Origin of the sequence: Actinoplanes sp. GCM10030250, assembly GCF_042666575.1 — a bacterium.
In the GTDB taxonomy this organism is placed as follows: domain Bacteria; phylum Actinomycetota; class Actinomycetes; order Mycobacteriales; family Micromonosporaceae; genus Actinoplanes.
In genome coordinates, this window is sequence record NZ_JBHTDO010000001.1 from 533,921 (window position 1) to 559,598 (window position 25,678).

The 25,678-nt window shown below is 70.6% G+C and carries 24 protein-coding genes and 1 tRNA gene; 15 read left to right on the forward strand and 10 right to left on the reverse strand.

The genetic code is table 11. The features are described 5' to 3' along the window. Positions 1–2 precede the first annotated feature (2 nt). Genes ACFQV6_RS02385 through ACFQV6_RS02405 form a run of 5 tightly spaced genes read left to right on the forward strand, consistent with a single transcriptional unit; the run spans position 3 to position 4,818 of the window. Positions 3–956 carry a diacylglycerol/lipid kinase family protein gene (locus tag ACFQV6_RS02385; RefSeq protein WP_378025603.1) on the forward strand — a complete coding sequence of 318 codons (954 nt, stop codon included), beginning with the start codon at positions 3–5 and terminating at the stop codon, positions 954–956. Then, positions 949–1,983, forward strand: a complete 1,035-nt coding sequence (locus ACFQV6_RS02390) for a YihY/virulence factor BrkB family protein (protein WP_378025604.1) — start codon at positions 949–951, stop codon at positions 1,981–1,983. The genes ACFQV6_RS02385 and ACFQV6_RS02390 overlap by 8 nt, the downstream gene beginning before the upstream one ends. A gap of 35 nt (positions 1,984–2,018) precedes the next feature. Beyond that, positions 2,019–3,497 (forward strand): phosphatase PAP2 family protein, encoded by a 1,479-nt coding sequence (locus ACFQV6_RS02395; protein WP_378025605.1) that lies wholly within the window; start codon positions 2,019–2,021, stop codon positions 3,495–3,497. A gap of 11 nt (positions 3,498–3,508) precedes the next feature. Then, positions 3,509–4,258: an endonuclease/exonuclease/phosphatase family protein gene (locus ACFQV6_RS02400; RefSeq protein ID WP_378025606.1), complete on the forward strand. Its 750-nt coding sequence runs from the start codon at positions 3,509–3,511 to the stop codon at positions 4,256–4,258. Between the two features lie 50 nt (positions 4,259–4,308). Continuing rightward, entirely contained in the window at positions 4,309–4,818 is a 510-nt protein-coding gene (locus tag ACFQV6_RS02405) for a DinB family protein (RefSeq protein WP_378025607.1), read from the forward strand. A gap of 96 nt (positions 4,819–4,914) precedes the next feature. Here the strand turns inward: ACFQV6_RS02405 and ACFQV6_RS02410 are convergent, their stop codons facing one another. Both ACFQV6_RS02410 and ACFQV6_RS02415 read right to left on the reverse strand, forming a co-directional pair. Then, the gene (locus ACFQV6_RS02410) at positions 4,915–6,501 is read right to left on the reverse strand and encodes a GGDEF domain-containing protein (protein WP_378025608.1); all 1,587 of its coding nucleotides are present in this window, start codon (positions 6,499–6,501) and stop codon (positions 4,915–4,917) included. A gap of 95 nt (positions 6,502–6,596) precedes the next feature. Further along, on the reverse strand, positions 6,597–8,237 hold the full coding sequence (locus ACFQV6_RS02415; RefSeq protein ID WP_378025609.1) for a fibronectin type III domain-containing protein: 1,641 nt from the start codon (positions 8,235–8,237) through the stop codon (positions 6,597–6,599). A gap of 74 nt (positions 8,238–8,311) precedes the next feature. Here ACFQV6_RS02415 and ACFQV6_RS02420 point away from each other — a divergent pair, with 74 nt between their 5' ends. Continuing rightward, complete coding sequence (locus tag ACFQV6_RS02420) at positions 8,312–9,211, forward strand: hypothetical protein (RefSeq protein ID WP_378025610.1); 900 nt, start codon at positions 8,312–8,314, stop codon at positions 9,209–9,211. Here ACFQV6_RS02420 and ACFQV6_RS02425 read toward each other — a convergent pair. The 4 genes from ACFQV6_RS02425 to ACFQV6_RS02440 all read right to left on the reverse strand — a co-directional run bounded on the left by ACFQV6_RS02425 (position 9,206) and on the right by ACFQV6_RS02440 (position 11,594). After that, entirely contained in the window at positions 9,206–9,385 is a 180-nt protein-coding gene (locus ACFQV6_RS02425; RefSeq protein WP_364233547.1) for a DUF4236 domain-containing protein, read from the reverse strand. The genes ACFQV6_RS02420 and ACFQV6_RS02425 overlap by 6 nt on opposite strands. A 97-nt stretch (positions 9,386–9,482) precedes the next feature. Continuing rightward, complete coding sequence (locus ACFQV6_RS02430) at positions 9,483–9,938, reverse strand: Rrf2 family transcriptional regulator (protein ID WP_092554613.1); 456 nt, start codon at positions 9,936–9,938, stop codon at positions 9,483–9,485. 66 nt (positions 9,939–10,004) lie between these two features. Beyond that, positions 10,005–10,955, reverse strand: a complete 951-nt coding sequence (locus tag ACFQV6_RS02435) for a helix-turn-helix domain-containing protein (RefSeq protein ID WP_378025611.1) — start codon at positions 10,953–10,955, stop codon at positions 10,005–10,007. A 207-nt stretch (positions 10,956–11,162) separates the two neighbouring features. After that, on the reverse strand, positions 11,163–11,594 hold the full coding sequence (locus ACFQV6_RS02440; protein WP_014446635.1) for an SsgA family sporulation/cell division regulator: 432 nt from the start codon (positions 11,592–11,594) through the stop codon (positions 11,163–11,165). Positions 11,595–11,870: 276 nt separating this feature from the next. Here ACFQV6_RS02440 and ACFQV6_RS02445 point away from each other — a divergent pair, with 276 nt between their 5' ends. Together ACFQV6_RS02445 and ACFQV6_RS02450 are read left to right on the forward strand one after the other, a co-directional pair. Further along, a complete protein-coding gene (locus tag ACFQV6_RS02445; protein WP_378025612.1) occupies positions 11,871–12,278 on the forward strand; it encodes a TIGR02611 family protein in 408 nt (135 codons plus the stop codon). Positions 12,279–12,329: 51 nt separating this feature from the next. Beyond that, a tRNA-Val gene (locus tag ACFQV6_RS02450) sits at positions 12,330–12,401 on the forward strand. Between the two features lie 165 nt (positions 12,402–12,566). Here the strand turns inward: ACFQV6_RS02450 and ACFQV6_RS02455 are convergent. The 4 genes from ACFQV6_RS02455 to ACFQV6_RS02470 all read right to left on the reverse strand — a co-directional run bounded on the left by ACFQV6_RS02455 (position 12,567) and on the right by ACFQV6_RS02470 (position 15,711). Next, entirely contained in the window at positions 12,567–13,673 is a 1,107-nt protein-coding gene (locus ACFQV6_RS02455; RefSeq protein ID WP_378025613.1) for a tyrosine-type recombinase/integrase, read from the reverse strand. A gap of 79 nt (positions 13,674–13,752) precedes the next feature. Beyond that, the gene (locus tag ACFQV6_RS02460; RefSeq protein WP_378025614.1) at positions 13,753–14,067 is read right to left on the reverse strand and encodes a helix-turn-helix domain-containing protein; all 315 of its coding nucleotides are present in this window, start codon (positions 14,065–14,067) and stop codon (positions 13,753–13,755) included. Continuing rightward, positions 14,022–15,026, reverse strand: coding sequence for a TRM11 family SAM-dependent methyltransferase (locus ACFQV6_RS02465; protein ID WP_378025615.1), 1,005 nt, complete (start codon positions 15,024–15,026; stop codon positions 14,022–14,024). Before ACFQV6_RS02465 ends, ACFQV6_RS02460 begins: the two co-directional genes overlap by 46 nt. Beyond that, positions 15,019–15,711 (reverse strand): hypothetical protein, encoded by a 693-nt coding sequence (locus ACFQV6_RS02470; RefSeq protein WP_378025769.1) that lies wholly within the window; start codon positions 15,709–15,711, stop codon positions 15,019–15,021. The genes ACFQV6_RS02465 and ACFQV6_RS02470 overlap by 8 nt, the downstream gene beginning before the upstream one ends. 730 nt (positions 15,712–16,441) lie before the next feature. On the opposite strand from ACFQV6_RS02470, the gene ACFQV6_RS02475 reads away from it, so the two are divergent. From ACFQV6_RS02475 to ACFQV6_RS02505, 7 genes are all read left to right on the forward strand, one after another. Next, positions 16,442–17,254: a hypothetical protein gene (locus ACFQV6_RS02475; RefSeq protein ID WP_378025616.1), complete on the forward strand. Its 813-nt coding sequence runs from the start codon at positions 16,442–16,444 to the stop codon at positions 17,252–17,254. A gap of 255 nt (positions 17,255–17,509) precedes the next feature. After that, positions 17,510–17,911: a pilin gene (locus tag ACFQV6_RS02480; RefSeq protein ID WP_378025617.1), complete on the forward strand. Its 402-nt coding sequence runs from the start codon at positions 17,510–17,512 to the stop codon at positions 17,909–17,911. Between the two features lie 296 nt (positions 17,912–18,207). Further along, positions 18,208–19,899 (forward strand): hypothetical protein, encoded by a 1,692-nt coding sequence (locus ACFQV6_RS02485; protein ID WP_378025770.1) that lies wholly within the window; start codon positions 18,208–18,210, stop codon positions 19,897–19,899. Further along, positions 19,899–20,837 carry a PrgI family protein gene (locus ACFQV6_RS02490; RefSeq protein ID WP_378025618.1) on the forward strand — a complete coding sequence of 313 codons (939 nt, stop codon included), beginning with the start codon at positions 19,899–19,901 and terminating at the stop codon, positions 20,835–20,837. Before ACFQV6_RS02485 ends, ACFQV6_RS02490 begins: the two co-directional genes overlap by 1 nt. Next, complete coding sequence (locus ACFQV6_RS02495; protein ID WP_378025619.1) at positions 20,834–22,600, forward strand: VirB4 family type IV secretion system protein; 1,767 nt, start codon at positions 20,834–20,836, stop codon at positions 22,598–22,600. Before ACFQV6_RS02490 ends, ACFQV6_RS02495 begins: the two co-directional genes overlap by 4 nt. Before the next feature lie 30 nt (positions 22,601–22,630). After that, positions 22,631–24,016, forward strand: a complete 1,386-nt coding sequence (locus tag ACFQV6_RS02500) for a hypothetical protein (RefSeq protein WP_378025620.1) — start codon at positions 22,631–22,633, stop codon at positions 24,014–24,016. Continuing rightward, on the forward strand, positions 24,013–25,611 hold the full coding sequence (locus tag ACFQV6_RS02505; RefSeq protein WP_378025621.1) for a type IV secretory system conjugative DNA transfer family protein: 1,599 nt from the start codon (positions 24,013–24,015) through the stop codon (positions 25,609–25,611). The genes ACFQV6_RS02500 and ACFQV6_RS02505 overlap by 4 nt, the downstream gene beginning before the upstream one ends. Positions 25,612–25,678: the final 67 nt, after the last annotated feature.

Below are 25,678 nucleotides of genomic sequence, written 5' to 3' on the forward strand. Positions count from 1 at the left end.
CGGTGACAGGACCTCGCTCTGCCGTCGTGGTGAACCCCACAAAGGTGCCCGATCTTGATCAGCTCCGGCAGGTCGTCGCCGAGGGGCTCGCCAAGGTCGGCTGGCCGGAGCCGCGGTGGTATGAGACCACCCCGGAGGATCCGGGCCGTGGCCAGGCCAAAGCGGCCATGGACGACGGCGCCGAGCTGGTCTTCGCGTGCGGCGGCGACGGTACGGTCACCTCGGTGGTGACCGCGCTGGCCGGCTCGGACGTGGCGCTGGCCGTCCTGCCCGCCGGCACCGGCAACCTGCTCGCCGCCAACCTGGGCCTGGGCACCGACCCGGCGACCGGCCTGCAGGTGGCCCTCGACGGCGGGCGGCGGCGGATCGACGTCGGCGTGATCGAGGACCGGTGTTTCGTGGTGATGGCCGGGATGGGCTTCGACGCGAAGATGCTGGAGGACACCTCCGAGACGGCGAAGAAGCGGATCGGCTGGCTGGCCTACGTCGGTGGCGCCGCGAAGAACCTGCTGGACCGCCCGATGCGGGCCCGGATCCGGCTGGACGGCGGCCCGCCGATGCCCCGCCGGCCGCGCGCGGTGATCGTCGGCAACGTCGGCCGGCTCCAGGGCGGGGTGCGGCTGCTCAGCAAGGCCGAGCCGGACGACGGGCGGCTGAACGTGGCGATCCTCAGCCCGGCGAACCTGGCCCACTGGGCGCAGCTGGCCTGGGCGGTGCTGCGCAAGCAGGACCGGATCCCGCTGATGGAGACGTACACCGCCGAGCGCGTGGAGATCTACAGCAACCGGGCGCAGGCGCGGCAGCTCGACGGTGACCTGATCGCGCCCGGTAAGGCGATGAAGATCCATGTCCGGCCGCGGGCGCTGCTGCTCTGCGTACCGCAGCCGGATACTGACCCCGACCTGAAGCACGACGTCGACGCGGTGGCCGAGCGCGCGGAGAAGCTGAGTGAGTAGTACCGAACCCGTCCCCGAGACCGTCATGATGCCGGGGGACACCCTCTCGGCGGACGACGCCTTTCTGGCGCTGCGGCACTACGGCCGCTGGCCGCTGCTCCACGACGCCTTCATCCGCTTCCGGTACGGCGACGGCTTCAGCCACGCCCGGGCCTTCGCGCTCCAGCTGTGCCTCGCGATCGTGCCGTTCCTCATCGCGCTCTCCGGTCTCGCCACCGACCTGGGTGCCGAGTCCGGCGGTCAGATCGTCGCGGACACGGTGATCGCGCTGACACCCGGTGACAGCGAGCCCCTGGTACGGGAGCTGCTGGTGGACGACGACCGTACCGAGGAGGCCGGTGAACTGGCCCTCGCCCTCGGTATGATCACCGGCCTGTTCGCGCTCACCACCGCGATGGCGCAGATCGAGCGGGGCGCCAACCGGATCTACGGCGTGGAGCGCGACCGGCCCGCCCTGCAGAAGTACGTACGCGCCGCCATTCTCGCGCTGATCGCCGGGCTGCCCGCGCTCTTCGGGTTCCTGCTGCTGGTCGCGGGCCGTACGGCGGGCGACTCGGCGCAACGCCAGTGGCACCTGGACAACTGGATCCGGGTGGGGTGGGACGTGGTCCGCTGGCCGCTCAGCCTGCTCCTGATCGTCTTCGCGGTCGGCCTGCTCTTCCGCTACTCGGTACGGCGCCGGCAACCGGCCCTGTCCTGGCTGCTTTTCGGTGCGGTGATGTCGACAGTGCTGTGGTGGCTCGCCAGCCTGCTGCTGGCCGGGTACGTCCGGGTCAGCGACAGCTTCGGCGCCACCTACGGCCCGCTCACCGCGATCATGGCGTTGCTGCTCTGGGCCAACCTCACCGGCATCGCGCTCTTCCTGGGGCTCGCCTTCGCCGCGCAGCTCGAGGCCCGCCGGGTCGGTGCGCCACCGGCCAAGGAGGACCACTGGGAACCGGCGCCGGAAACCCCCGCCCAGGAGTTCCCGGCATCGGAAATCCCCGCTCAGCGTGACCCCGGTGTACCGGCGGAGCCGTCCGGGTAAGAACGGCGCACCCCCCGACCACTTGGGAGCGTCACGTGACCGAAGACAACAGTGTGGTGGAACGGACCGGCTGGGCGCCGGTACGCCACTTCGCCGAACGCAGCGTGCTCGGCCTGATCGTGGTGGCCCTGTTCGGCCTCGCGTTCGGCGTGCTCCTGCTGCTCGTCCGCTTCCACTGGAGCCCGCTGCAGGACCTGGACCGCTCCGTGGCGGACAGCCTCAACCGCTGGGCGTCCGGCTCGGACACCGTGGTCGCCGTGCTGCAGCAGATCTCGTCGTTCGGCGGGCGTGGCTTCCTGATCCCGCTCGTCGTGCTGCTCACCGCGCTGCTGCTGATCCGCCGCCGCCCGCGCCCGGCGATCTACATGATCGTCACCGGCGCCGGTGCGATGCTGCTGGACCCGTCGCTGAAGGCGCTGATCGGCCGGCTGCGCCCGGTGGTCGAGGTGCCGGTCGCGCAGGCGCCCGGTAACAGCTTCCCGAGCGGGCACGCGCTCGGCTCGATGGTCGTCTACGGGATGATCGTGCTGGTCTTCCTGGCCGCGATCCGGCGCTCGTGGCGGCCGGTGTTCATCGGTGCCCTCGCGGTTCTGGTGGCGGCGATCGGGTTCACCCGGATCGCGCTGGGCGTGCACTTCGTCTCCGACGTGCTGGGCGGCTGGCTGCTGGGCCTGGCGTGGATCAGCGTCACGGCGTACGCCTTCCGCATCTGGCGCCGCGAAGCGGGCCGTCCCACCCCGCCGCTCACCGACGGCCTCGAGCCCGAGTCCGGCCCGGACCTGCGGATCGCACCCGCTGAGCCCGCCGTGCTGCCGCACCCGTGGGCCAAGGCCGCCGAGATCCTGGTCGGCTGGGTCTTCGTGTTCGGCCTGCTCTACGTCGTCGGATACACCGTCAAGCGCTGGACCCCCGGCTTCGACGTGGCTGTCGTGGAGTGGCTGCAGTCCTTCCGCACCCCCGGCCTGGACGACCTGAGCCACTTCTGGAGCAAAGCGGGCGACACCCACACCATCCTCGCCGTCTCGCTGATCTTCTGCTCGCTCGCGCTGGCGTTCTGGCGGCAGTGGCGCCCGGTCCTGTTCCTCGCCCTGACCATGGTCGGTGAGCTGACCCTGTTCCTCTGCGCCGCCGCCGCTGTGGGCCGCCCCCGCCCGCCGGTCGAGCAGCTGGACGGCCAGATGCCGACGTCGTCGTTCCCCTCCGGGCACATCGCCGCGACCATGTGCCTGTGGGCCGCCATCGCGATCATCACGATGGCCCGCATCCGCCAGCCGTGGCGCTGGATCTTCCCGGCCCTGGCGGTCCTGATGCCGCTCGGTGTGGCACTGTCCCGGATGTACCGCGGCATGCACCACCCCACCGACATGATGGGCGCCGCCCTGCTCACCGCCACCTGGATCACCGTCCTGTGGTTCACGGTCCGCCCCAACGCCCATGCCGAGACCGCCTCCGAAGCCGCCGCCGAGGCAGCCGAGGTCGCCGGATCCCCGCGCAAGCTGGAGAGCATCTCGTGACTTTGCGGTTCATGACCTGGAACATTCTCAACGGCGGCGGCGACCGACTGCCCTCGATCATCGAAGTGATCAACGAGCAGCGCCCCGACATTCTCACCCTCCAGGAACTCCGCGGCTTCAATCCCCGCCGGGAGAACAGCCGCCTGGAGAACTTCGCCGCCGCCGTAGGCATGACCCCCCACCTGGCCCGCTCCGGCTTCGGCCAGCCCGTCGCCGTCTTTCTCCGCCCGCCACTGCGCATCGACGCCCGCTCCAGCGTCACCTGGCGCCTCCACCACGCCGCGGCGGTCGTCCGCACCGGGCCGCTCACCGTGGTCAGCACACACCTCAACCCGCACAACCCCCACCGCCGGATGCGCGAGGCACGCTGGCTCGCCGCCCGTTACGCCGGCGACCACCTCCTGCTGGCCGGCGACCTCAACGGCCTCGACCCGCACACCGACCACGCCGAGTCACTGGCCGCTCTGCCCTCCCTCTACCGGCGCCGCCACCTGCGCGGGGACGGCAGCACCGACACGCGCGCCATCGCCGCCCTGGAAGCCGCGGGGCTGACGGACCTCTCCCGCACGGCCGGCTCAGGCGACTTGCGCACCGTCCCCACCGAAGGCCTGCGCGGCAAGGAGTTCGCTTCCACCCGCCTGGACTACGTCTTCGCCGGCCGCGCCGTCGCTCCCCACGCCCACAACCTCGAGGTGATCCGCGACGACCTCACCGCCCACGCCTCCGATCACTATCCGGTTCGGGTGGATCTAGACCTTTAAGGCTGTTCGGCGGGACCGCGGGCGGGCCGGCAGCGGCACATACTCGCGGGATGACACTGGAGTTTCCGTCGCCGATGGTGCCCGCTGCTGATCGGGCCGAGGTCGTCGTGAAGTACCTGGACTTCTTCCGGGAGACCCTTCTCGCGAAGGTGTCCGGACTACCCGAGGAAGAGCTGCGATCCAGCCGCCTGGCCTCCGGGTGGACCCCGCTGGAGCTGGTCAAGCACCTACGCTGGGTCGAGCTCCGCTGGATCGAATGGGGCTTCCAGGGCAAACCCGTCGACGACCCCTGGGCCGACCGGCGCGACGACCGCTGGTATGTCGCACCCGAGGAGACGCTGCCCGAGCTGGCCGGAGCGCTACGGGCTCAGGGCGCTCACACCGCCGCCGTGCTCACCAGCACCGACCTCGCCGCGATCGGCAAGCCCGGCCCGCGCTGGGACGGCGCGGAACCCCCGCCGCTCGAGCGCATCTGCTTCCACCTGATCCAGGAGTACGCCCGCCACCTCGGCCACCTCGACATCGTCGCCGAACTCGCCGGTGGCCCGGTAGGCGAGTGAGCCGGGCCGACCCGGGGGATGCGAGCCAGCGGGCGGGGCCGGTCCGAGGGACCCGAGCCGACGGGTGAGGCCGCCCGGTGGGGGAGTGAGGGAGGCTCAGAGAGTCAGGTCGGCGATCACGCGGTCGCGGCCGCTGCGTTTGGCGGCGTAGAGGTTGCGGTCGGCCTGGGCCAGCAGCGCCGTGAACGAGCCGCCCCCGTCCGGGCTGGTGCTGGTGATGCCGATGCTGGCGGTCACCGCCAGCGTGCCCGTGATCGGCTCCCAGCCGTGTGCGCGGATCCGCAGCCGGAGCCGTTCGCAGCGGATGGCCGCCTCCCGGGCGTCGAGTCCGGGATAGATCAGCAGGAACTCCTCGCCGCCCATCCGGGCCGCGATCGCCGGGCCGGACGCGGCCTCCTCGAGGAGCTCGGCGATGTGCTGGAGCACGGTGTCGCCGGTGGAGTGCGAGAACGTGTCGTTGATCCGCTTGAAGTGGTCCAGGTCGAGGATCGCGACGGAGAGCGGCCGGCGGTTCGACTCGGACTCCAGCAGCAGGGCGGGCACCCGCTCGTTGACGTATCGGCGGTTGTAGAGGCCGGTCAGCGCGTCACGGTGGGCCATCTCGCGGAAGTGCTCGCTGTCCCGGCGGGCCTCGGTCGCGTCGAGGACGGCCTGCAGGGCCCGGGCGCGGGCGTCGCGCTGGGCCGAGTGCTGTGCGGTCGCGGCGGCGTGGAAGGCGCGGTGCTCCTCGTACGCCTCGGCGAAGCGTCCCGTGGCCGCGTACAGGGCGGCCTGCTCCTCGCGGGCCTGCGCACCGATCGCGGCCAGTTCGCGCTCCGCGGACACCTGCCGGCACCTGTCCAGGGCCGTCTGGGCGTCGTCGAACCGGCCGTCGAGGCGGCGGGCCAGGGCGAGGGTGAGCAGGCACACGGCCACGGCGTCGCCCTCGAAGGCGGCGATCCGGTCGTCCAGCACGGGGGCGAGGATCTCCTCGACGGCGGCGTACCGGTCGCTCATCATCTCGACCCGGGCCATGGTGTCCAGCTGGTTGGCGCCGAACGGTGTGCCGCTCCGTGCGTAGATCTCACGCATCTGCTCGACCAGGTGCCGGGCGGCCGGTTCGTCGTCCAGCTCGAACGCGCTGTAAGCCAGGTTGTTGAGCACCTGCACGATCAGCTCGTCGTCACCGGCGGTCGCGGCCAGGGCCAGGGCCTCCTGGGCGCGCTGCTCGCCGTCCATCGGTGAGCCGCCCTCCTCCAGCGCCACCGACAGCGTCATCAGGTGCCGGGCCCGCAGCGTCGGTGCGACGTCGTCGGGCAGCATGGCGACACTCTGCACCGCGTGGGTGAGTGCGTCCGAGAAGTCACCGATCGCGCGGTAGAAGGTCGAGAGCTCACGGTGGGCGCGCGACAGCAGGTACGGCGCGTGGTTCTCCTCGGCCCACGCCCGCACCTGGAGTGCGAGCTGACCGCCTTCACCGGTACGCCCGTCCCGCAGCAGAGCACCGGCGCGCAGCAGGACAGTCCGCTGGACCAGCTCGGCCGCGCCCAGCTCCTCGGCTCGCTGCCCCAGCTCGACCGCCGGCGTGAGCAGCGAACGGAACTGGGACTGGGGACGCTCCTCGAGTTCCGCGATCGCGGATTCGACCGCGTCGTACTCCCGGCGCAGTCCGGTGGGGAGGCAGCTCGCCGTCTCGGTCGTCACTGTCCCTACTTCCTGTAGTCGCCGTGACGATTCAGCGTGCGGCTCGTCGATGGCGGGGCGGGTCGCACCGGGTTGCCACGCCGTTGCATCCGCCTTCATCGGCTGGTGCAGACCGGAGCTGAGGCCGCCACCCGATCGGCCGAATACTCCACCGCCACGGTGAAGCAGTAGTTCAGCTGTTCGTTGAGGCTGTAGACCACGAAGTCGGAGGCGCCGCCGGGCAGCTCCTGGAACTTGCGGGGCTCCTGCCCGGTGCGCCCGCCGGAGATCAGCACCGGACCGTCGGCACCCCGCGGGTACACCCATTGGAGGGTGACGTTGCCACCGTTGTCGCGGAGCCGGACGTTCTGCGGTGCACCGGGAGCTCCGGTCGCGGTGGGCGACGCGGCGGTGGGTGACGCGGTGGCGGCCGCGGACGGTGGCCCGGGGGCGGCGGGCTGCGAGCCGGTCGCGCCGTCGGCGTCCGGCAGCGTCAGGATGACCACGGCGGCCGCCGCGGCGACCCCGGCCGCGAGCACGACGGCGAGCAGCACCGGGTTGGTGCCGCGCCGCTTCTCCGGCTGTTCGGTCCGGACGGGCAGCCGGCGCGAGTTGGGCGGGTCGGTGAGCGTGCTGGCCCGTGCGGTGCCGATCGGCTCGGACCCGTAGTCGGGCGCACGGTTGCCGGGCAGAGGCGGCGGGGTGTCCGCCCGCGCGTGCCTGCCGGTCAGGTCACCGGGCAGCCGATGGACGTCGCTCAGATAGAGCGGCTGCTGGTAGACGGTGCCGTTCGGGTCGGTGGGCCGGTTGTCGGGCGGCGGCATGCCCGAGTCGACAACGGGATCGCCCGGGTAGACGGGATCCCCGGGGTAGACGGGATCGCCCGGATCGACGGGATCGCCCGGGTAGACGGTGCCGTTCGGGTCGGTGGGCCGATCGTCCGGCGGAGGCTGGCCCGGTGCCTCCGCCGGGAATGGAGAGGGGCGGGCGAGCCCGGGGTCCGGGACGGTGGGCCGGCGGGGGAACGGGCGGAACGGCCTGCCTCCGCTCTGTTCCGTGCTGCCGCAGGTATGTCGGCCGGACGCCTTGCCGGCGGCCAGTGCGGCCGCCTGCCGGGCCAGGGGATGGTCCGGGGGCAGGTGCCGGGAGCTCAGCTCCTGTGCCAGGGCCAGGTGCTCGCGGGCCTCGGTGTCACGGCCGCACTCCCGCTCCATCGCGCCGAGCCGGGCGAGCATCTTGATGCCGGCCGGGGAGCCGTCGCCGTACACATCCCGGTGGTGTCTCCAGGCGCGCGACAGCCGCGCCCTGGCCGTGGCGCACTGACCGGCGGCGTGTTCGGCGGTGGCCAGGTCGGCGTCGGCGGCCAGCACCCGGGGCGAGTCCGGTCCGTCCACCCGCGCCAGTTCGGCGACCAGGCCGTGATAGACCGTCGCCGCCCGGCCGGGCTGGCCGATCTGCTGGAGGACCGCCGCGTGGGTGGCCGCGGCGGCGATGGTGCGCTCGTCGCGCGGGCCGTGCAGGCGTTCCTCGGCGGCGTGCGCGAAAGCGGCCCAGAGCCGGGCGGACTCCGGGTCGCCGAGTGCGATGAGGACCCTGGCGTGCAGGGCCGCGGCGATGGCGAGGTCGGCGGTGGCACGGCGAGGATCAGAGTCGGCGGTACGCAGGACGTCGTCGAGAACGGCTCGTGCGCCCACGAGATCGCCGGACGACGTCAACGTCTGTGCCTGCGCGGTGAGTTCAGCGAGCGGAGGAGCCATGTATCTCATAGTGCTCGGCCGGATACCCTAGGTACAAGTTTCCCGTGACGAAGTGGACAGGGTAGAACTTCGGTATGTCCCCGATAGCCACGGTCAAACGCGAGTTGCTGGTCCGCCATCTGCAGGCCTGGGCGGCCGGCGCGCTGCATCGCGCACGCCGGGCGACCTACGTGCACGGCTATGCGGACGATGACGGCGGCGAGGCGGTGGAGGCCGCGGTGCGGGTGCTGGCAGACCTGCCGGACCTGTCCCGGGGCCGGGAACTGTCCATGGTGGCGCTCGGCGCTGACGTCACCGCGATCACCGGACGGCTCACCGAGGCGCAGCGGGAGGCCGGGACGGCGGCGGGGCTGGCGGTGCTTCCCGTGGGCGGCGGGACGGAGGAGCGGCTTCCGGTGGCATTGCGAGCGGCGGGTGCTCCAGGCGTACCGCTGCTGGCGTTTCTTGATGCGACGGCCGCCGGCGAACCGCCTGCCGTGCCCACGCTGGCGGCTCTGGCCGGGGGCAAGCCGGCGGAGGCGCTGTTGGTGCTGCCGCCGGCGACGTCGCTCGAGCCCTACCGCGATGCCGGATTCTCGCTGGTCACGGCCGCGGAATTGGCTGCCGGGCCGGAGCCCGGCGAGGTGGTGGCCTTCGCCACCACCTCGGCCAAGAGTCTGGAGAGTTTCAAGGAGGCGCTCTGGGCGGTCGACGAATTCGCCGGGGTACGCCTACGCGATCCAGCCGATCCCGAACAGCACCTGATCGACATCTCGCTGCGCCCGCACCCGGGCCCGCTGCGCCGCGAACTGCTGGCCCACCTGGCCGAGGTCGGCAGCGCGACCGTGACGCAACTGCGCACGTTCGCGCTGACCCGAACCGTCTACCGGGCGGCGGACGCCACCCGGGTCCTGCACACGCTCGTCGATTCCGGCGCGGTCACCCGGCGGCCGGAACACGGACGGCTGGGCGGCGATGTCGAAATCAGCCTATGAGCGGGACTTGTCCTGCTTCCACGAGATCGGACCCGGCAGGTCGTAGCGGTGGGCGCGGGTCTTGGAGTTCCACGACCAACGGCCGATCTTGAAGGTCCAGGACGAGTAGCCGTTCTCGGTGAAGTTCAGGATGAGGGGGCCGAACTTCTTGCGGCTGCGGAACACGAGTCCCATCGGTACGTCTCCCATCTCGTAACTGATGGTCCGACGATTCCCGATCAGTCGAATTCACAAACGTCAGCGTGCGGCTTGCGCGGGCCGAGTCGTGACGTCAGCGTGGCTGCCAGGCGTCCGGGCGGGTGGTCAGCTTGCGCACGTGGGCCGGCATCCGGCCGCTGATCAGCTCGGCGAGGCTCACCTCGTCGACCACCTCGCGGACCGCAGCGCGCACCGCAACCCAGAGGTTGGGCAGGTTTTCGGCGGCTCCCGTGTATTGCGTCTCCTCTGGACGCAGGCCGCGCACACCGGCCAGCGGGCCGTCGACGGCCCGCAGGATCTGGCCGATCGTCACGTCCCGCGGCGGGTGGGACAGCGTGTAGCCGCCCTCCGCGCCACGCTGTGCCCGCACCACGCCGGCGCGGCGCAGGTCCGCGAGCACCGCCTCGAGGAACTTGCGGGGCATTTCCTGGTCTTGGGCAATGGCTTGGGCGGACATCAGTGCGGGGTAGGCCTGCGCCAAACTGAGGGCGGCCCGGACCGCGTAGTCGCCGCGCGCGGAGATCTGCACGTGACTATCATGCCTCGTGCCCGCACCCCCCGATGCATATACCCCATGGGTTTGTGGGAATTACCGTCAGTCGGCCGGTGATCGCTGTCCGGGTATCCCACTCGGACGGTCGGCCGCGTATCTCGCCCGGAACTGCCCAGGGCTGAGGCCGGTCTCGCGGTGGAAGAACCGCCCGAAGTTCGTTGGTTCACCGAAACCGAGGCTACGCCCGACCTCCGCGACCGAGAGCGGGGTGGCGGCCAGGAGCCGCCGGGCCTGCAACGCGACGCGGTCGTCCACCACCTGCTTGGCGGTGCGGCCGGTGAGGGCGAGGCTCGCGCGGGTCAGCGTACGGACGGAGCAGCCCAACTCGGCCGCATAGTCCTCGACCCGGCGGGTGTGTGGATAACCGTCCTCGAGCCGGCGGCGGAACCGCTCGAACGTACGGCCTTCGACGTGGGCGGTTTCCGGCGTCTCCGGATCGAGCATGGCGATGCGCAGCAGCAGCGCCGCCAGCTCGTGCCGGAGCAGCGCCGCGGCGGCCGGGCCGGGCGGGCCGTCGGCGTCGCGGGCCAGATGCTCGAAGGTCGCCCGGAAGACCGGTGGATCGGCCAGCGGCAGTGGTGCCCGGGCCGGTCCGGACGGATCGTCGGGCGCGAGACCCGGGAGCTCGTCCGGTGCGAAGAGGCCGGGGCGGAAGGTGATGGTGAGGGCCGGATCGGTTCCGGTGGCGCTTCGGCTCCCGGTCCCGGTTCCGTTCCGTTTTCCGCTGAGTCCCGCCATGTCGGCGGAGCTCGTGGCCGAGAAGTGGACCGCCTGTCCCGGGCGGAGCCAGAGCAGGGTGCCCGGCTCGCACGTATGGGTGGCGAAGTCGATCTCGGCGTGCAGGGGCCCCGCGATCGTCAGGACGAGCGCGTGCGACTCCAGCAGCGTCGTGGGGTTGCCGGCCGCGACCGGCAGTGGACAGCTTCGGATCGCCGCCCGGTCGGGTTGAATCGGGGCGGACGCCGGCGTCGTGGCATGAGTGAGTACTGGCATCGACGCTGACGGTAACCGTCGACGCCCGTCAACGCGACCACTAGCGCACTTACTGAACCCTTTGTCCGATTTCCTGCTCGGTATTCGCTATACGTTCGATTCCGATCGCTTTTCGGAGATCACTTGCTATTCCGGATAAAGGGCGACCCGCACGGACCGGCAGAGTCCGTGCGGGTCGCCCCTCACCGATGTTGCTCGACGCTGTTCCTACCGGCCGGCCAGCAACCGGTTGACGGCCGCGTCGACGTCCAGGTGATCGGATTCCCGCCCGCGAGGCACGACCACGTAGGTGCGCCGCAGGAACCGGACCAGGACACTGCGTGGTACCTCGAACAGTGCGTTGCCGTCGGGTGACGACAGCGCCAGGGCGACGAAATCGCCGCGCGGTGTGGCCCACGGCCACACCCGGACGTCGCCGATCCCTGCTGGTTCATCAAGCCCGGTCACGAGCAGTTCACGCGCAAAGGACCAGCTCACGGCTTCCCCACCGGCTGATTCTGCGTGGAACAACACGTGGACCGCATATGGGTCGGCTGGGTCGTAGCGCAGACTGGCGCGGACCGGCAGTGCCGTCGCGTCAGGCGCTACGAGCCGCAGCGAGGTTTCGACCTCGACGGTCGTTGGACGAATGGTACTCATGGACGAACTCCCCCCGGCACCGCTGCGAGGCTGGTGAACCCCGCGTGTCCCATACTCAGGTGATCCCTGTCGTTACGCTCCGCCATACGCTGATCTCACCCAGTAGTGGGAAGACGGTTCCGAAAACGACTCCGCTCAGGACGTAAAGCGATATCTTGTCCTGTTCTGCCCAGGTACTCGGTTCCGCCCGGCGTCGGGTGGTTCAGCAGTTGACTTACTCCGGTAACGTCCATTCCTCCCGGGCGGTGACGGGGCTCCGGGACACTGGGGGATGAAATGGGTGTAAAACCGGACGACAGGGTTACGAACGTGCGTCTGCTCGACCGTATCCGGTCCAACTCAACCGGGCGTCTCGCTCTGAAGATCGGCGTAGGAATCGTCGGCGGCCTGGTGGTCGCCGTGGGCATCGTCCTGATCCCGTTCCCCGGCCCCGGCTGGGCAATCGTGATCCTCGGACTGGCCATCCTCGCCATCGAGTTCGCGTGGGCCAAGGGCCTGCTCGCCTTCACCAAACGCCACGTACAGAGCTGGACCCACTGGATCGCCCGCCAGACCATGCCGATCCGCGCCCTCGTGGGCCTGGTCGGGATGATCTTCATCAGCGCGGTGGTGTGGCTGAGCGTCCTGCTCAGCTTCGACCTCAACCTGTTCACCTGGACACTGGATTTCCTGGGGTGGCGCTGACCCCTGGTTCGCATCCCGGGGCGGTCGTCTAGTAGAGTTCCCTCTCGTTGAGGGCGATTAGCTCAGCGGGAGAGCGCTCCGTTCACACCGGAGAGGTCACTGGTTCGATCCCAGTATCGCCCACATAGCATCTAGCTGCGAAAACACCCGCTGCCATGATCCATGGCAGCGGGTGTTTTGTCATAGTTTTGGGAGCAAACGGGGAGCAGCGGCGGTCACGTTGTGCTGACCACTCCTGAGTTTGATTTGTTCGCTCCCCGGCTGACCACCACTATGTCGCAAATGTGGTCACCGTTTAGGTTCGGGTTTAGCGGTGCCCTCCCAGCGTTTTTGCAGGCCATCGACGAGGCGCTGTTCGACGATGGGGGTGACGTGGCTGTAGATGCCGCGAACACCCGGTAGCCGATGGCCCAGCCGCTTCGCCTGAGCGGCTTCCGGAACGCTGTCCTCGATCATCCAGGTCTTGTGAGTGTGTCGGAGATCGTGGAAATGCATGCTGGGGATGACCGGGGCGACTAGTCCATCTCGTGATCCGTCGGTGGCGGGTCGCCAGAAGCGGCGGCTGAAATTGGAGCGCCGGTACAGTCCGCCCTCCTCACCTACGAAAACGTGGGAGTGGTCGTGGCTTTCCAAGTGCTCGCGGAGCCGAGCGACCAGGAAAGGCGGCAGCAGGATGGGCCGGACAGCGGCTGGAGTTTTCGGAGACCCGAGTTCGAGTTTGCCGCTGACCTCGTGAAGGGCGCCGACGTCCGGGTCGATATAGATCAGGGCGTCGTCGAGCTTGCAGTTGTGCCGTTGGAGGCCGACCAGTTCGCCCCAACGCATGCCGGTGTAGGCCGCGGTGATGACGAGGTGAGCCTCTGCCGGGTTCAGGTGGTTAGCGATGGCGAGGACCTGCGATGGCGTGGCCCATGGCCGTTCCGGCTTGTGATCGGCGGCCGGGCGGAGCCTCCGGCAGGGGTTCGCGCTGATGCGGCGTTCCTCGACGGCCTCACCCATGAGCATGGAGAACAGGGCGAGAATGTCTACCACGGTAGAAGTTGCCCGGCCTTCGCTGATGTCGTTGACCCAGCTCTTGACTCTCATCCGGGTAATGGCGTTGAGCGAAGTGTCACCGAAGGCCGGCAGGATGTGGTTCTTCAGATAGCTGTTGTACTTCGCCGTGGTCGTGGCGCTGACGCGGTGGATCTTCAGCCACATGTCGGCCCATTCGCGGAGGGTGATCTTGCCGCTGCTGGGGTCGATGTAGGTGTCCTGCTGCTGTTCAGCGTCAACGGCGGTGGCGCGGGTCTGGGCGGCTTTCTTGCTGGGGTGCGTGCTGTCGGTGCCGACCCTGCCGTCGGGCCGTCGGTAGCGGACCCGGTAGCCGTCACCGCGCTTTTCTACCCATGCCATGTTGGCTCCCTGCTGTCGTGCGGATGGGGGCGACCGTGGTAGCGGTCAGACCCCATGGACGTGCCAGATGGCGGCGGGATCAAGCCCGTTGATCTGGTGTGGAGTGCCCGTCTCTGCTCGTAGTGGGGTGGGCGCCTGCTCGGATGAGGTGTTCAAGGTCAGCCGTTGAGAACCGCAGGTGCCTGCCGATGAAGGTGCACGGCACCTGGCGGGCCGTTGCCTTCCGGCGGAGCCACCATGGACTGATTTGCAGGAGTGCGGCGGCTTGCTCCGCTGTGTAGAGAAGAACCGATGGATCGGGCGGTACGGCTTGGCCGGTTGAGCCGGACTCGGCTTCCGCTGACCGGCTCATTCGACCCGCAGAATCAGGACGTCTTCGTGCTGCGGGATCCATTGCGGGTCTCCGTTGTCGATGGCGTCGCGCACGTTCTTTTGCTGGAAGAAGGACGCGCGGGGTACGAGGACTCCGTTGCGGATGCCGGCCATCAGAGCGACGCATTCCTCGATTAGTTCGAGCCCGGCGGCTTGTCCGGCGGCGACGACCATGCCGGGGATGTCGATGAGTTCGCCGTGGCGCCGGTAGGGGCGAGCGGTGACGATGACGTGTCCGCCGGGTCGCAGGACTGCCCGGCATCCGGCGAGGATCGCGGTGAACCCTTCGGCCAGTTCGTCGTGGTTGCGGTAGGCAAGATTGTCGCTGCCGCCGTATCGGTGGTTGATCTTGCGGACCTTGCCGCGTCGCGGGCCGGGGGTTCGGGCGTGGCCGTGGGTGGATGACCCGTATGGCGGTGAGGTGATGATGAGATCGACTCGGCCGCGGATCTGTGGCGGCAGTAGTGAGGGCAGGTGCCGGGAGTCGCCGGTGTAGACCGCGCCGGTGCCGGGAGCGCCATTCTTTTCTGCGAGGGCGATGTTGGCGGCGGCCAGCGCTGCCCAACGGGCCTCGTACTCGACGCCGACGCCGTGGCGGTCGAGGTGCATGGCTTCGACCATGGTGGTGCCGATGCCGGCCATCGGGTCGAGCACGAGGTCGCCGGGGTCGGTGTAGGTGTGGATGGCGTAGCGGGCGATGGTGGGCAGCATCTTGCCCGGGTGGGTGATCGATTCGGGGGCATACCGGCCTCGGCGCAGTGCCCGGGATTGCTGCTGTCCAGTCAGCCAAACCGATCCGGGAGGTCCATCGGTGCGCACTGCCGGTGCGGAATCGCCGGTCGGGACGGTAGTGGGGACGGCGGGCGGAACGGAGCCGGAGGTGGGGACGACGCCGGGGACGGGGATCGAATCGGCGTCCTGGGCGGGGACGAGCCCGGGGACGGCACCGGCGCTCTGGCGGTGGGTCGGGGACTCAGACATCAGCGGCCTCCGGGATGGTCGTGGCGAAGACGAGGAGGTCTCGATGCGCTCGGACGTGCCGGCCCGCGATGAGCGGTGGCCGGGCGGCGGGGCGGGTGCCGGTGCGTGGTTCGGTCTCGGGTAGCGGCACGAGCAGCGCCGGGATGTGCTGGTGGTAGAGCAGTCCGGCGGCGCGGGCGGCGGCGATGACCGTCGAGCGGTGCCCGAACGCGCCGGTGCCCGGCCCGGCGGTCAGCAGGACGACGAGGAATCCGCCAGGGCGCAGGCGCTCTCGCCAGGCACCGAGGGCCTGGCACACGGCGTGCGGATCACGGCTGTCGACGTCCACACGCGGAAGCGTCGCCAGGACGAGCCCGGCGCCGTGTCTGGCGCTCGCTGCCGACAGGCTGTCAAGGGGATCGGGACAGCTTCGCGGACTGTCACGGTCGGTGACCGTGAGGCCGGGGCGGCGGTGCAGGTGCCCGGCGGCTGCCGCGATGGTCGGGTGGGCGTCGGTGTCGAGGACGGTGTCACCGTCGCGGGTGTAGCGGGCGATGAGGTGCGCGACGTGGTCGGGGTGGATGCCGTACCAGTCGGGTAGTGCTCGCCCGCTCGGATCGGCGGGCCGATGAGCGTGGGCGGGGTGCAGGAGCAGTCCGACGGGTGCCCGGGTCGGGCGGGTGCCGGTGGGGTGGGTCTGCGGCATGGGGTGGTGGGCCATGTCCGCCGACGAACGCTGACATATAGAGATACAGATTTCGGGGCCGTTTTGGACATCGTCCCCGGCCTGTAACACCTGCCGTTACCCGAATGGCGGCCCGAATGGGGCACCTAGAACAAGGTCAACTCGGGTTGAACACGCAGGTCGCAGCCTCGTGCGCGGTGTCGCCTCGGCATCGCGCACGAGGCTGCTGGCATTTCGGCGATCGTCGTCACCTAGAACAAGATCATCTTGAGGTGCAACAAGATCACCTCCGAGGTCGAACAAGATCGTGCGTCGCTATAACAAGATCGGGTTAGGGGCGTAACAAGATCACTAAGCGGCGCCGGGGCGGGCGCTCGGCTCTTCTGGCGGTCGAACATGCTGCCCTCGCGTGGCGGATCCCGGCGCCGTCGAGCGGCGTCCGATGTCCGGGCAGACATTTGATGTTCAAGGCGCGTCTATGTCCTGTGAGGGTCGCCATCGCACATCCGCTCGACGGGGGTTGAACACGCAGCTCAATGCCCTCGAACTTGGCGCAGTGTCGGATGCGGAGCGCGTCTGGGGTGGACGTCGCGCCGGCGCGCTAGCACAAGGGTTGAACACGCTGCGTGAGCCTCCATCAAGCTCGACAGTGTTCATGATCTGTTACACCCGAGTGGCGGGATGGGTGCTGTTCCCGCCGGACGCCCTCAGTGAGGCGCCGGCATCCCACCCACTCCTCGGGGGATTCTTCATGTCTGAGTACCTGGATTCTGTGCTGCCTGCCGCCGGTGCCGACGCGCCGGGTCTGGTCCTCGGTGAGCAGCCCTTCGACGTCGCGGCGAACTCGTTTCGGCTGCTGACAACCGGTCCGGAGCCGCTGTCCATCGACGGCGCCGCCCTCGGCGGAGGACTGCCCGCGCGGCGGATCGCGCTGTCGGAGCTGGCCTCGATCCTGATGCACCCCTCGTGCGGCTACCCCACGAGCGACCGCGTGTGGCGGCTGCTGATCGAGCAGGCCCGCACGGGTGGCCCGGCCTGGGTGGTCGGCGCGGCCGGTGTGGCTCTGCCGGGGCTACGTCAGGCGGCCTACCGGCTGCGGCACTACTCCGGTGACGTGCAGGCAGAGCTGCTGACCGCCTTCGTCGCGGTGTCGCGCACGGTGAAGCCGGGCGGGGCGAAGGTGGCGCAGCGGCTGCTGTCGGCGACGTTCACCGCCGCTCGGTCGGCGTTGCACGCCGAGGAGCCGATCCGCACGACCGCGCCGGTCCAGGCACCGGTGACGGCGGCCGGGCACCCGGACATGGTGCTGGCCCGCGCCGTGGCGGCCGGGATGATCACCGCTGATGTGGCGAACCTGATCGGCGCGACCCGCTTGGAAGGCGTGTCGTTGGCCGCATACGCCGAGCGTCACGGTCGCAGCTACTGGGCGGTGGCCAAGGAGCGCGCTCGGGCCGAGGAACTTCTGGTCGCGGCGGTGCGCTCCGGAGCACTGTCCGACGACGACGGCGAAGCGATCGCCGAAGCCACGATGACCGTCGCAGCCGACCCGGCACACCACGGCTGAACAGCATCTTTACGGACCGATGTCCAAACGAGGGCCGAAATCTGTATCTCTTAGTGCGGGACTTTTCCGCACCCGGTGACCTTCTTCGACCGGCCCCGCTGACGGCGCTGACACCCCGCAACGGCCCCGCCGAACCCCTTTGAAGGAGGACGGCCAACACGGCCGGGTCGAGGTCACCACCATCCCTCGTCGCTCGCCCAGCCCCACACCTCGTTGGGTGTGGGGCTGGGCTGCCCTGGAAGGTGCCCACGTCCCATGAACCACCATCGCCCGCTGCATCGTCCGACCCCGACTCCGCGCCGCCCGATCACCGACCGACCCGGTCGGCGCCTGCGCCGCACCGCGCGCCGCTTCGCCCCGGCCGTGGCGGTCACCACCAGCACCGTTATCGCGGTCGCGCTCATCCCGGACGCCGCGTACGCGGCCGTCGAATCGATTCCGCAGGTCGTTGACCGTATTCGGCTCTGGCTGGTCGGCATCCTCGTCGCCGTCGCCACGCTGTTCCTCACCGTCGGCGGACTGCGCTACGCCGCCGCCAACGGCGACCCCGGCGAGGTCGAGAAGGCCAAGCTTGCACTCAAGTCCGCCGCGATCGGCTACGGCCTCGCGATGCTGGCGCCGCTGTTCGTAACCATCGTTGGTCAGTGGGTGGCGTGATGGCAGCCCACCTCATACCCTCGCACCGCACCCGGCTGCTAGTGCTCGTCGTGCTCGGCATCGGCCTGGCGTCCGGTCCCGCGTTGGCGGGGACGGCGTGGGCCGAGCCGTCCCGGGCACCGGCCCCCACCCCGGGCGGGCCGTCCCCGACACCCGTCCCCGTCCCCGGGGTGCCGTCCCCGATCCCCACCCCGCCGCCGGGCGGAACGGCCCCTACCGTCCCGTCGTCCCCGCCCACACCGGTGCCGCCCCCGCCTTCGGCGCCGCCGCCCGACAGCGGGGACGACGAGCCCGGGATGTTCGACGTCCCCGGGCAGATCCGCAAGGCGATTGGTGATCTCCTCGTCTGGGTGGCCCAGAGCGGCCTCAAGCCGGTCATGGACGTCCTCGGCCGCACGGCCCTGTCCACCCCGGACTTGACCGGCAGCGAGCACGTCAAGGCGATCTGGACGACCAGCCTGGTCGCCGCAAACGGCGTTTACGTGCTTTTCATCATCGCCGGGTGCTTCATCATCGCCTCTCGCGAGACGTTGCAGAGCCAGTACGGGTTCAAGCAGATCGCACCGCGGCTGGTCCTCGCGGCGGTGCTTTCCAACGTCAGCTTGATCCTGTGTGGCAAGGGCATCGATGCAGCGAACGCCCTGACCGCCGCCATCGCCGGACAAGGCGTCGACGGGCCGACCGCCGCGAACGCGATTGTCGGCATCGTCGACCAGCCGCTGACCGGCGGCCCCGGCAACATCCTGCTCGCGCTGCTGGTCATCGCCGTCGTCGTGCTCGGTCTCGTTGTCGTCATCACGTTCCTGCTGCGCGTGGCGCTGCTGGTGGTGCTGATCGGTGTGGCTCCCTGGGTCTTGATCTTTCACGCCACGCCGCAGACCGAGGGCATCGCCTACACCTGGTGGCGGGCGTTGGCCGCGTGCTTCGGCCTGCAGTTCGGACAGGCGATCATCGTGGTGGCCACGGTGAAGGTGTTCCTGACCCCGCACGGCCTCGTCCTGCTGGGAGTGCCGGCCACCGCGAGCGGGCTGCTCGGAATGCTGGTCTGCGTCACGATGCTGTGGCTACTGATCAAGCTGCCAGGGCTGATGAAGCAGTTCGTCCTCGCACCGCTGGGCCTGCGCAGCCAGGGCCGGGGACTGGTCGGGCAGCTCCTGCAGGCGTACGTGATGCTGAAGACACTCGGGGCCGCAGCCGGGGTTATAGGCGGAGGCTCTCGCGCCGCCCGCCCCGCGACGGCAGCCCGCCAGCGGGCGGCGGCAACCGCCGGGAACGGGCCGCCGACGAGCACCGCTCGGCCCATTTCTAGCCCCGGCGGACGGCCCGGCAACCGCCGCCCGGCACCGTCCCGGCCGTCCCCGCCCGCCCCGGTGGCGTTCAGTAACGCCCCGATCATGCAGACGCCACTAGCAGCGCCCGCTGGGACCGCCGGGGCACCCGCATTCAGCAACGCACCGCAACCGATCACCCCGACGGCGGCCCCGACCGGCCCGGCATCCGCCGCGCACTTTTCACACCCCAACCCCGCACAGCCCCCCACGCAACCGAGTGGACGCCCGGCTCCGGCGGCGTTCAGCAACACCACACCCACCTCCACGAGTTCGACCCGGGTGAGGCCGCTACCTGCGGCAACGTTCTCTAACCCAGCGAAACCGCAGAGCGCGCCGCGCCGGCCACCGGCACCAGTCACACCGGTGTTCTCCTCCGCACCGCCGACTCCGAAGACGCGGCCCACGGCGGCGCAGCGGCCCTCCGCCGCACCCCGCACGACCGCATCCCGGGCGACCGACTCCCGTACAGCAGCCACCAGGAGCGGTCCACCACCGGTAACCACGACACCGGCCACCGCCACCCCGCGCGCGGCACCGTCGCCGAGTCCGGCCGCCCGGCCGTCCCCGAGCCCGAGCCCGCCACCGTCGCCGCCGTCCCGCCCGGCTGCGGCTCCGTCCCCGCCGCCGGTGCGGCGCCGTCACCGAGGAGGTAACTGATGCACCGCCGCACCGACGAGGCGCCGCTGCGCGCCCGAGTACCCGCAGATGTCGAGCGGGCCGATCGGATCGCCTTCAATTTGACCGCACGGCAGTTGGTCATCGTGACCGTCACCGGTCTCGTGCTGTACGCGGCGTGGACCGCCCTCGTCACGGTGGTGCCGCCGCTGATCTTCGCCGCCTGCTGCATGCCGATACTCGGGGCCGCGTTCTTCCTAGCCGTCGGGCGCCGCGACGGGATCAGCCTCGACGTGTGGCTACTCGCCGCATGGCGCCACCGCCGGGCACCGCGTCAGCTAGTCCCATCCGAAGGCCCGATTACCCCAGCGCCCGCGTGGGTCACGACCACGCGGGGGCCGGGTGACCGGCTCCCGCTGCCCGCCGCGCTGCGGCTACCGGCGAAGGGCATCACCGCCGATGGGCTGATCGATCTCGGCCCGGACGGCACCACGGGTCTCGTGGCTGCCTCCACGGTGGCGTTCGGGCTGCGCACCCCGGCCGAGCAGAACGGCCTGGTCGCCGGGTTCGCCCGCTGGCTACACAGCCTCGATGGCCCGGCACAAGTCCTGGTTCGTGCTCAGCGCGTCGACCTGACCCATGTAGCCGACCGAATCATCGCCCAGGCACCCAACCTGCCGGACCCGGCTCTTGAAGACGCCGCGGTGGCGCACGCGGCCTTCCTGGATGAGGTCGCCGCCCGACGGGAGCTGCTGCACCGGCACGTCACCGTCGCGGTGCGAAGCACCCGCAGCCCCGGCAACACCGTCCACCAGGCGGCCGAGACCGTGCGGGCGCTGTCGGGCTGCGAGGTCGCCGCGCGGGTTCTCGACCCGCTCGACGCCGCCGCCACGTTGGCCGCCGCGCTCAACCCTTCGGCCGAGTCGTCCCCGCCGCGGGGACGGCCCGTCCCCGAGCATGATGAAAGCGAGGAGCTGTGAGCCTGTTCTCCCGCCATCGCAACAACGCCGTCCCCGAGCGGTGGACCGTCGTCCCCGGCGCCCCGGACGCCGTGGAAGTCGGGGGACGGTCGGTGCGGGTCGGGGACGGCTACACTGCCGCTCTCGCCGTGACCGGCTACCCGGCTGAGGTCGGCCCCGGTTGGCTCGAACCGCTGATCGCCTACCCCGGGCGGGTGGACGTGTCGCTGCACATCGAACCCGTCCCGCCCGTGATCGCCTCGCAGCGGTTGCGTAAACAGCGCGGCCGGTTCGAGGCGTCGAGGCGCCAGGACGCCGCGAAGGGGCGGCTCGACGATCCGGAACTCGACGCGGCTGCCGCGGACGCCGCCGAGCTGGCCACCCGCGTCGCCCGAGGCGAAGCCCGGCTGTTCCGCCTCGGCCTGTACCTGACCGTGCACGCCGACAGCGACGAGGAACTCGCCGACCGGGTCAGCGAGGTCCGGGCACTGGCCTCGTCGCTGCTGCTCGATGTCGCGCCGGCGACATGGCGCCAACTTCAAGGCTGGATCACCGGCCTGCCCCTGGCCTTCGACGCGCTCGGCATGAAGCGGGTGTTCGACACCGACGCGCTCGCCGCCGCGTTCCCTTTCACCAGCCCTGACCTGCCCACCACCGCCGGGGACACCGGCATGGGTGTGCTCTACGGCCTCAACCTGCACTCACCCGGGGTCGTGGTGTGGGACCGGTGGGCGCAGCCCAACTACAACTCCGTCATCCTCGCCCGCTCCGGTGAGGGCAAGTCCTACCTCGCCAAACTCGACCTGCTGCGCAACCTCTACCTCGGGGTTGAGGCGTTCGTCATCGACCCCGAAGACGAATACATCAAGCTCGCCGAAGCGGTCGGCGGCACGATCATCCGGCCCGGCACCCCAGGCGTACGGATCAACCCCTTGGACCTGTCGGCCGGAGACGGCGACGACGCCCTCGTACGGCGGGCACTGTTCCTGCAGACCTTCGTCGCTGTCCTGACCGGCAGGGAGTCCGGCGCTGGTCAGATCGCGCCGGAGGAGGCCGCCGCCCTGGACGTGGCGGTGCTGGCCGCCTACCGGGCCAAGGGCATCACCACCGACCCGCGCACGTGGCGGCGCCCCGCGCCGCTGCTGGCCGACGTCGCCGAGGCGCTCAAGGACACCGGTGATGCCGGGCGCACGCTGGCGGCTCGATTGCACCCGTACGTGGCCGGCAGCTTCAAGGGCCTGTTCGACGGCCCCACCACCACGGCCGCCGAAGGGCACCTGGTCGTCTACGCCATCAAGGACCTGCCGGAGGAGCTCAAACCGGTCGGGACGTTGCTCATCCTCGACGCGATCTGGCGCACCGTCAGCACCGCCAACCGCGCCGGAAACACCACCAGGCGGCTGGTGCTGGTCGATGAGGCGTGGCTGATGCTGCGCGCCGGACTCGGGGCGCAATTCCTGTTCCGGCTGTCGAAGAGCGCCCGCAAGTACGGCGCCGGACTGAGCGTCATCACCCAGGATGCCGCCGACGTGCTCGCCACCGACGTCGGCCGGGCCGTCGCCTCCAACGCGGCCACGCAGGTATTGCTGCGCCAGGCACCGCAGGCGATCGGCGCCGTGGCCGAGGCGTTCGGGCTCACCGACGGCGAGCAGGCATTCCTTCTCTCCTGCTCACGCGGAGACGCGCTGCTGGCGTCGGGGTCGTCGCGGGTGGCGTTTCACAGCCTCGCCTCCGACGTCGAGCACGAGCTGGTCGTGACCGGTCCGCCCGCCCCCCGCCGCTAACCCAACCCTGCACCGAGAACGGAGCGCTCCGTGTCCCTTTTCACCACGTTGTCACACCCCTCGTCCCCGCTGACGGCCTCTCCGCCCCCCGCGCCGTCCCAGCCGCCGGTCACCGGATGTGTGCCCGGTCAGGCCGGGATGCCCGACGGCGTGCTCGGCGAACTGCTGTGCGGCACCTGGGGACCGAAAGCCCCCGCCGCCGTGGCCGACTTCGTCCGGCAGCGCTGGCCGCTGCTGCTCACCGCACTCGTGGTCCTGATCGCCCTCGTGATCGCATGGCGGATGTGGCGACGTCGGATCTGGCGCCTCCACGCCGCCCAGGCGTGCTGGCTGCACATCATCCCGCCGGTCACCGCGACCCCCGCCGCGACCGTGGGCCTGTGGCAGCTCCTCGCCACCGCACTGCCGCCGCCGAGCCCGTGGACGCTGCGCCCGGCCCGCATCGTGTGGGAGGTCGAGGCGGACCCGCACGGCATGCGCGTGGGCATGTGGCTGCCGCCCGGAGTGAATCCGACCGCCGTGCTGCGCCTGTTGCAGCGGGCCTGGCCGGGCGTACGCGCCGAGCAGGCCGCCCGGCCGAGAGTGCCGGGGGGGACCGCGACCACGCTCGCGCTGCTGCCGACACAGCCCGACTGGTTGCCGCTGGTGGACGACACCACCACAGCCAGCTCGAGGAACTGGGAGACCGCACCGCCGGACGAGGACCGGCTCCGGGCGGTCTATGACGGGCTCGCCTCGGCCGGGCGCACCGGCGGCGGCCTGCTGCAAGTCCACATCAGCCGGGCACCGGCACACCGGATGCGGACGCTACGCCGCGCCACCACCCACCCCGAACGTTCCCGTAAAGCGCGGGGTGCCTCACGCGCAGTGGGGATGCTGGCCGACGGGTTGCGGGCGCTGATCCTCGGCGTGCTCAACATGGTCACCCCCGGCCCAGCGCCCCGCAAAAACGCCTCCGGCAGGAACGACCCCTATCTGGCCGAGCTGGCGCGGCAGGCGCGGGCCAAGTTCCACGCCGCGCCGCACCTGCTCGTCGCCGTCTACGCCACCGGGACCGGGCCGACGAAGGCCGCCGCTGTGTCGGCAGCGGCTGACATTACCTCGGGGTTCGGGCTGCTGTCGGCGCACTTCGCCCGCCGGCGCCTGCGAGGCGGTACCACCGCGGCGGCGCAGCGCTGGGTGCCCGAGTCCCGGATGAGCGTCGCCGCCGTCGCCGAGGCCGCCGCCCTCGCCGGGCTCCCGGCGGAACCGGCCGCCTACGGCCTCCCGGCTGCTGCGTCGCGGCGCCGACCCGGCAACCGCGACGTCTTCCGCGCCGGACCCGCCACCCACCGCCCCGCGCCTGCGCAGCGAAACGCTCCGCCGAGCCCCGACGGCACCGACGAAGATCCGCCGACCGCTTGGAGCATCCCGTGACCGCACCCCTCAACCCGGGCACGGCTTCGCCGGAGCGCCGCCTCAACCTCGTCCCCGTCGACGAGCGGCACGGGCTCGGCGGCAAAGTCATCGGGATCGCCAACGCCGGCCCCCGCACGAGGATCGGCATCTCGCTCAATGACTGCCGCTACCACATGCACGCGCTCGGCCCGACCGGCACCGGCAAGACCACCCTGCTCATGAACATGATCCTCGCCGACGTCGAGGCGGGCCGAGGGGTCGCGGCGTTCGACCCGGCCAAGGGCGACCTGATCCGCGACCTGCTCGACCGGCTACCGGGATCCGCCGGTGACCGGCTCGTGCTCATCGACCCGGACGAACGGCACGCACCCCCGGCGATCAACCTGCTCGATCCGGCTGTGCACGGTGGCACCCCGCACGACGTGGCCGCCAACCTCACCTCCGTCATGAGCAAGGTGTGGGCGCGCTGGTGGGGCCACCGCTCCGCCGACATCTGCTACCACGCCCTGCTCACCCTCACCCATCTGGAAGGCTCCACCCTCGCCCAGTTGCCGCGGCTGCTGTCCGACACGACGTGGCGCACCGCGCGGGTCAAGGCCGTGACCAACGCCTTGAAGGCGTGGGAGGGCAACACCCTCGGCGAGTTCTGGGAAGGCTTCGACAGCCTTTCGGCGGGCCAGCGCGCCGGGCTCATCGCGCCGCTGCTGTCACGGCTGCGCCTCGTGCTGGCGCACCCGATGGCGAACTCGCTGTTCGGAGTCCCGGCCACGACGTTCTCCTTCGCCGACATCCTCGACGGCGGCGTGCTGCTGTGCCGGCTACCCAAAGGCGTCATCGGCGAGGACGGCACCCGCCTCATCGGCTCGTTGCTGCTGGCGGGGTTGTGGCAGGCCACCACCGCCCGCGCCCGCATCCCCGAGAACGAGCGCCCGGACGCGATGGTGGTGCTGGATGAGTGCCACAACTTCCTGCACCTGCCGATCGGCATCGATGACGCCCTCGCCGAAGCCCGCGGCCTACACACCTCGTTCGTCCTGGCCCACCAGTACCTCGGCCAACTCTCCGGGGAGATGGCCGCAGCGATCGACGCCAACGCCCGCAACAAGGTGTACTTCGCCCTCGCCCCGCGCGACGCCATCGATCAGGCCCGCCACCTACGCCCCTACCTCGACGCCGGGGACCTAATTCGCCTGGGTGGCTACGAGGTCGTTCTGCGGCCGGTGGCGAACGGGCGGGTGGTGCCTCCGGCGACCGCTGACACCGAGCCGCCGCCTCCGCCGATCAAGGGCCGGGCCGTTCTTCTGCGCCGGGCCGCGCGGGAGCAGACCGGGCTGTCGCACTCCGACCGCAGGGCGCTGGTCGGGGTGGCGAGTACCGCACCGCCGGCCGGTGAAGAGGAGCGGCCCTCCGCAGTGATGGTGCAGCCGCTGTTGGAGCCGAACAACTTTGCGTTGCACCCCGAGCGGTCACTAGTGACCCCTCAGATGACGGCTCACGAGGTACCTCACGAGGCGGCTCACGACGGCGAAAACGCCGGTCAACACGCCCCCTATAGCACGTCGTACGCGCACGTCACGGACCCTGTGGAGGACTGGTGGACCGGAACCGACTGATAAGAGATATCCCTGCTACTAGCACTTCAAGCTCTGCCCCTACTGGTGCCCGCCTGACGGCGTCCGC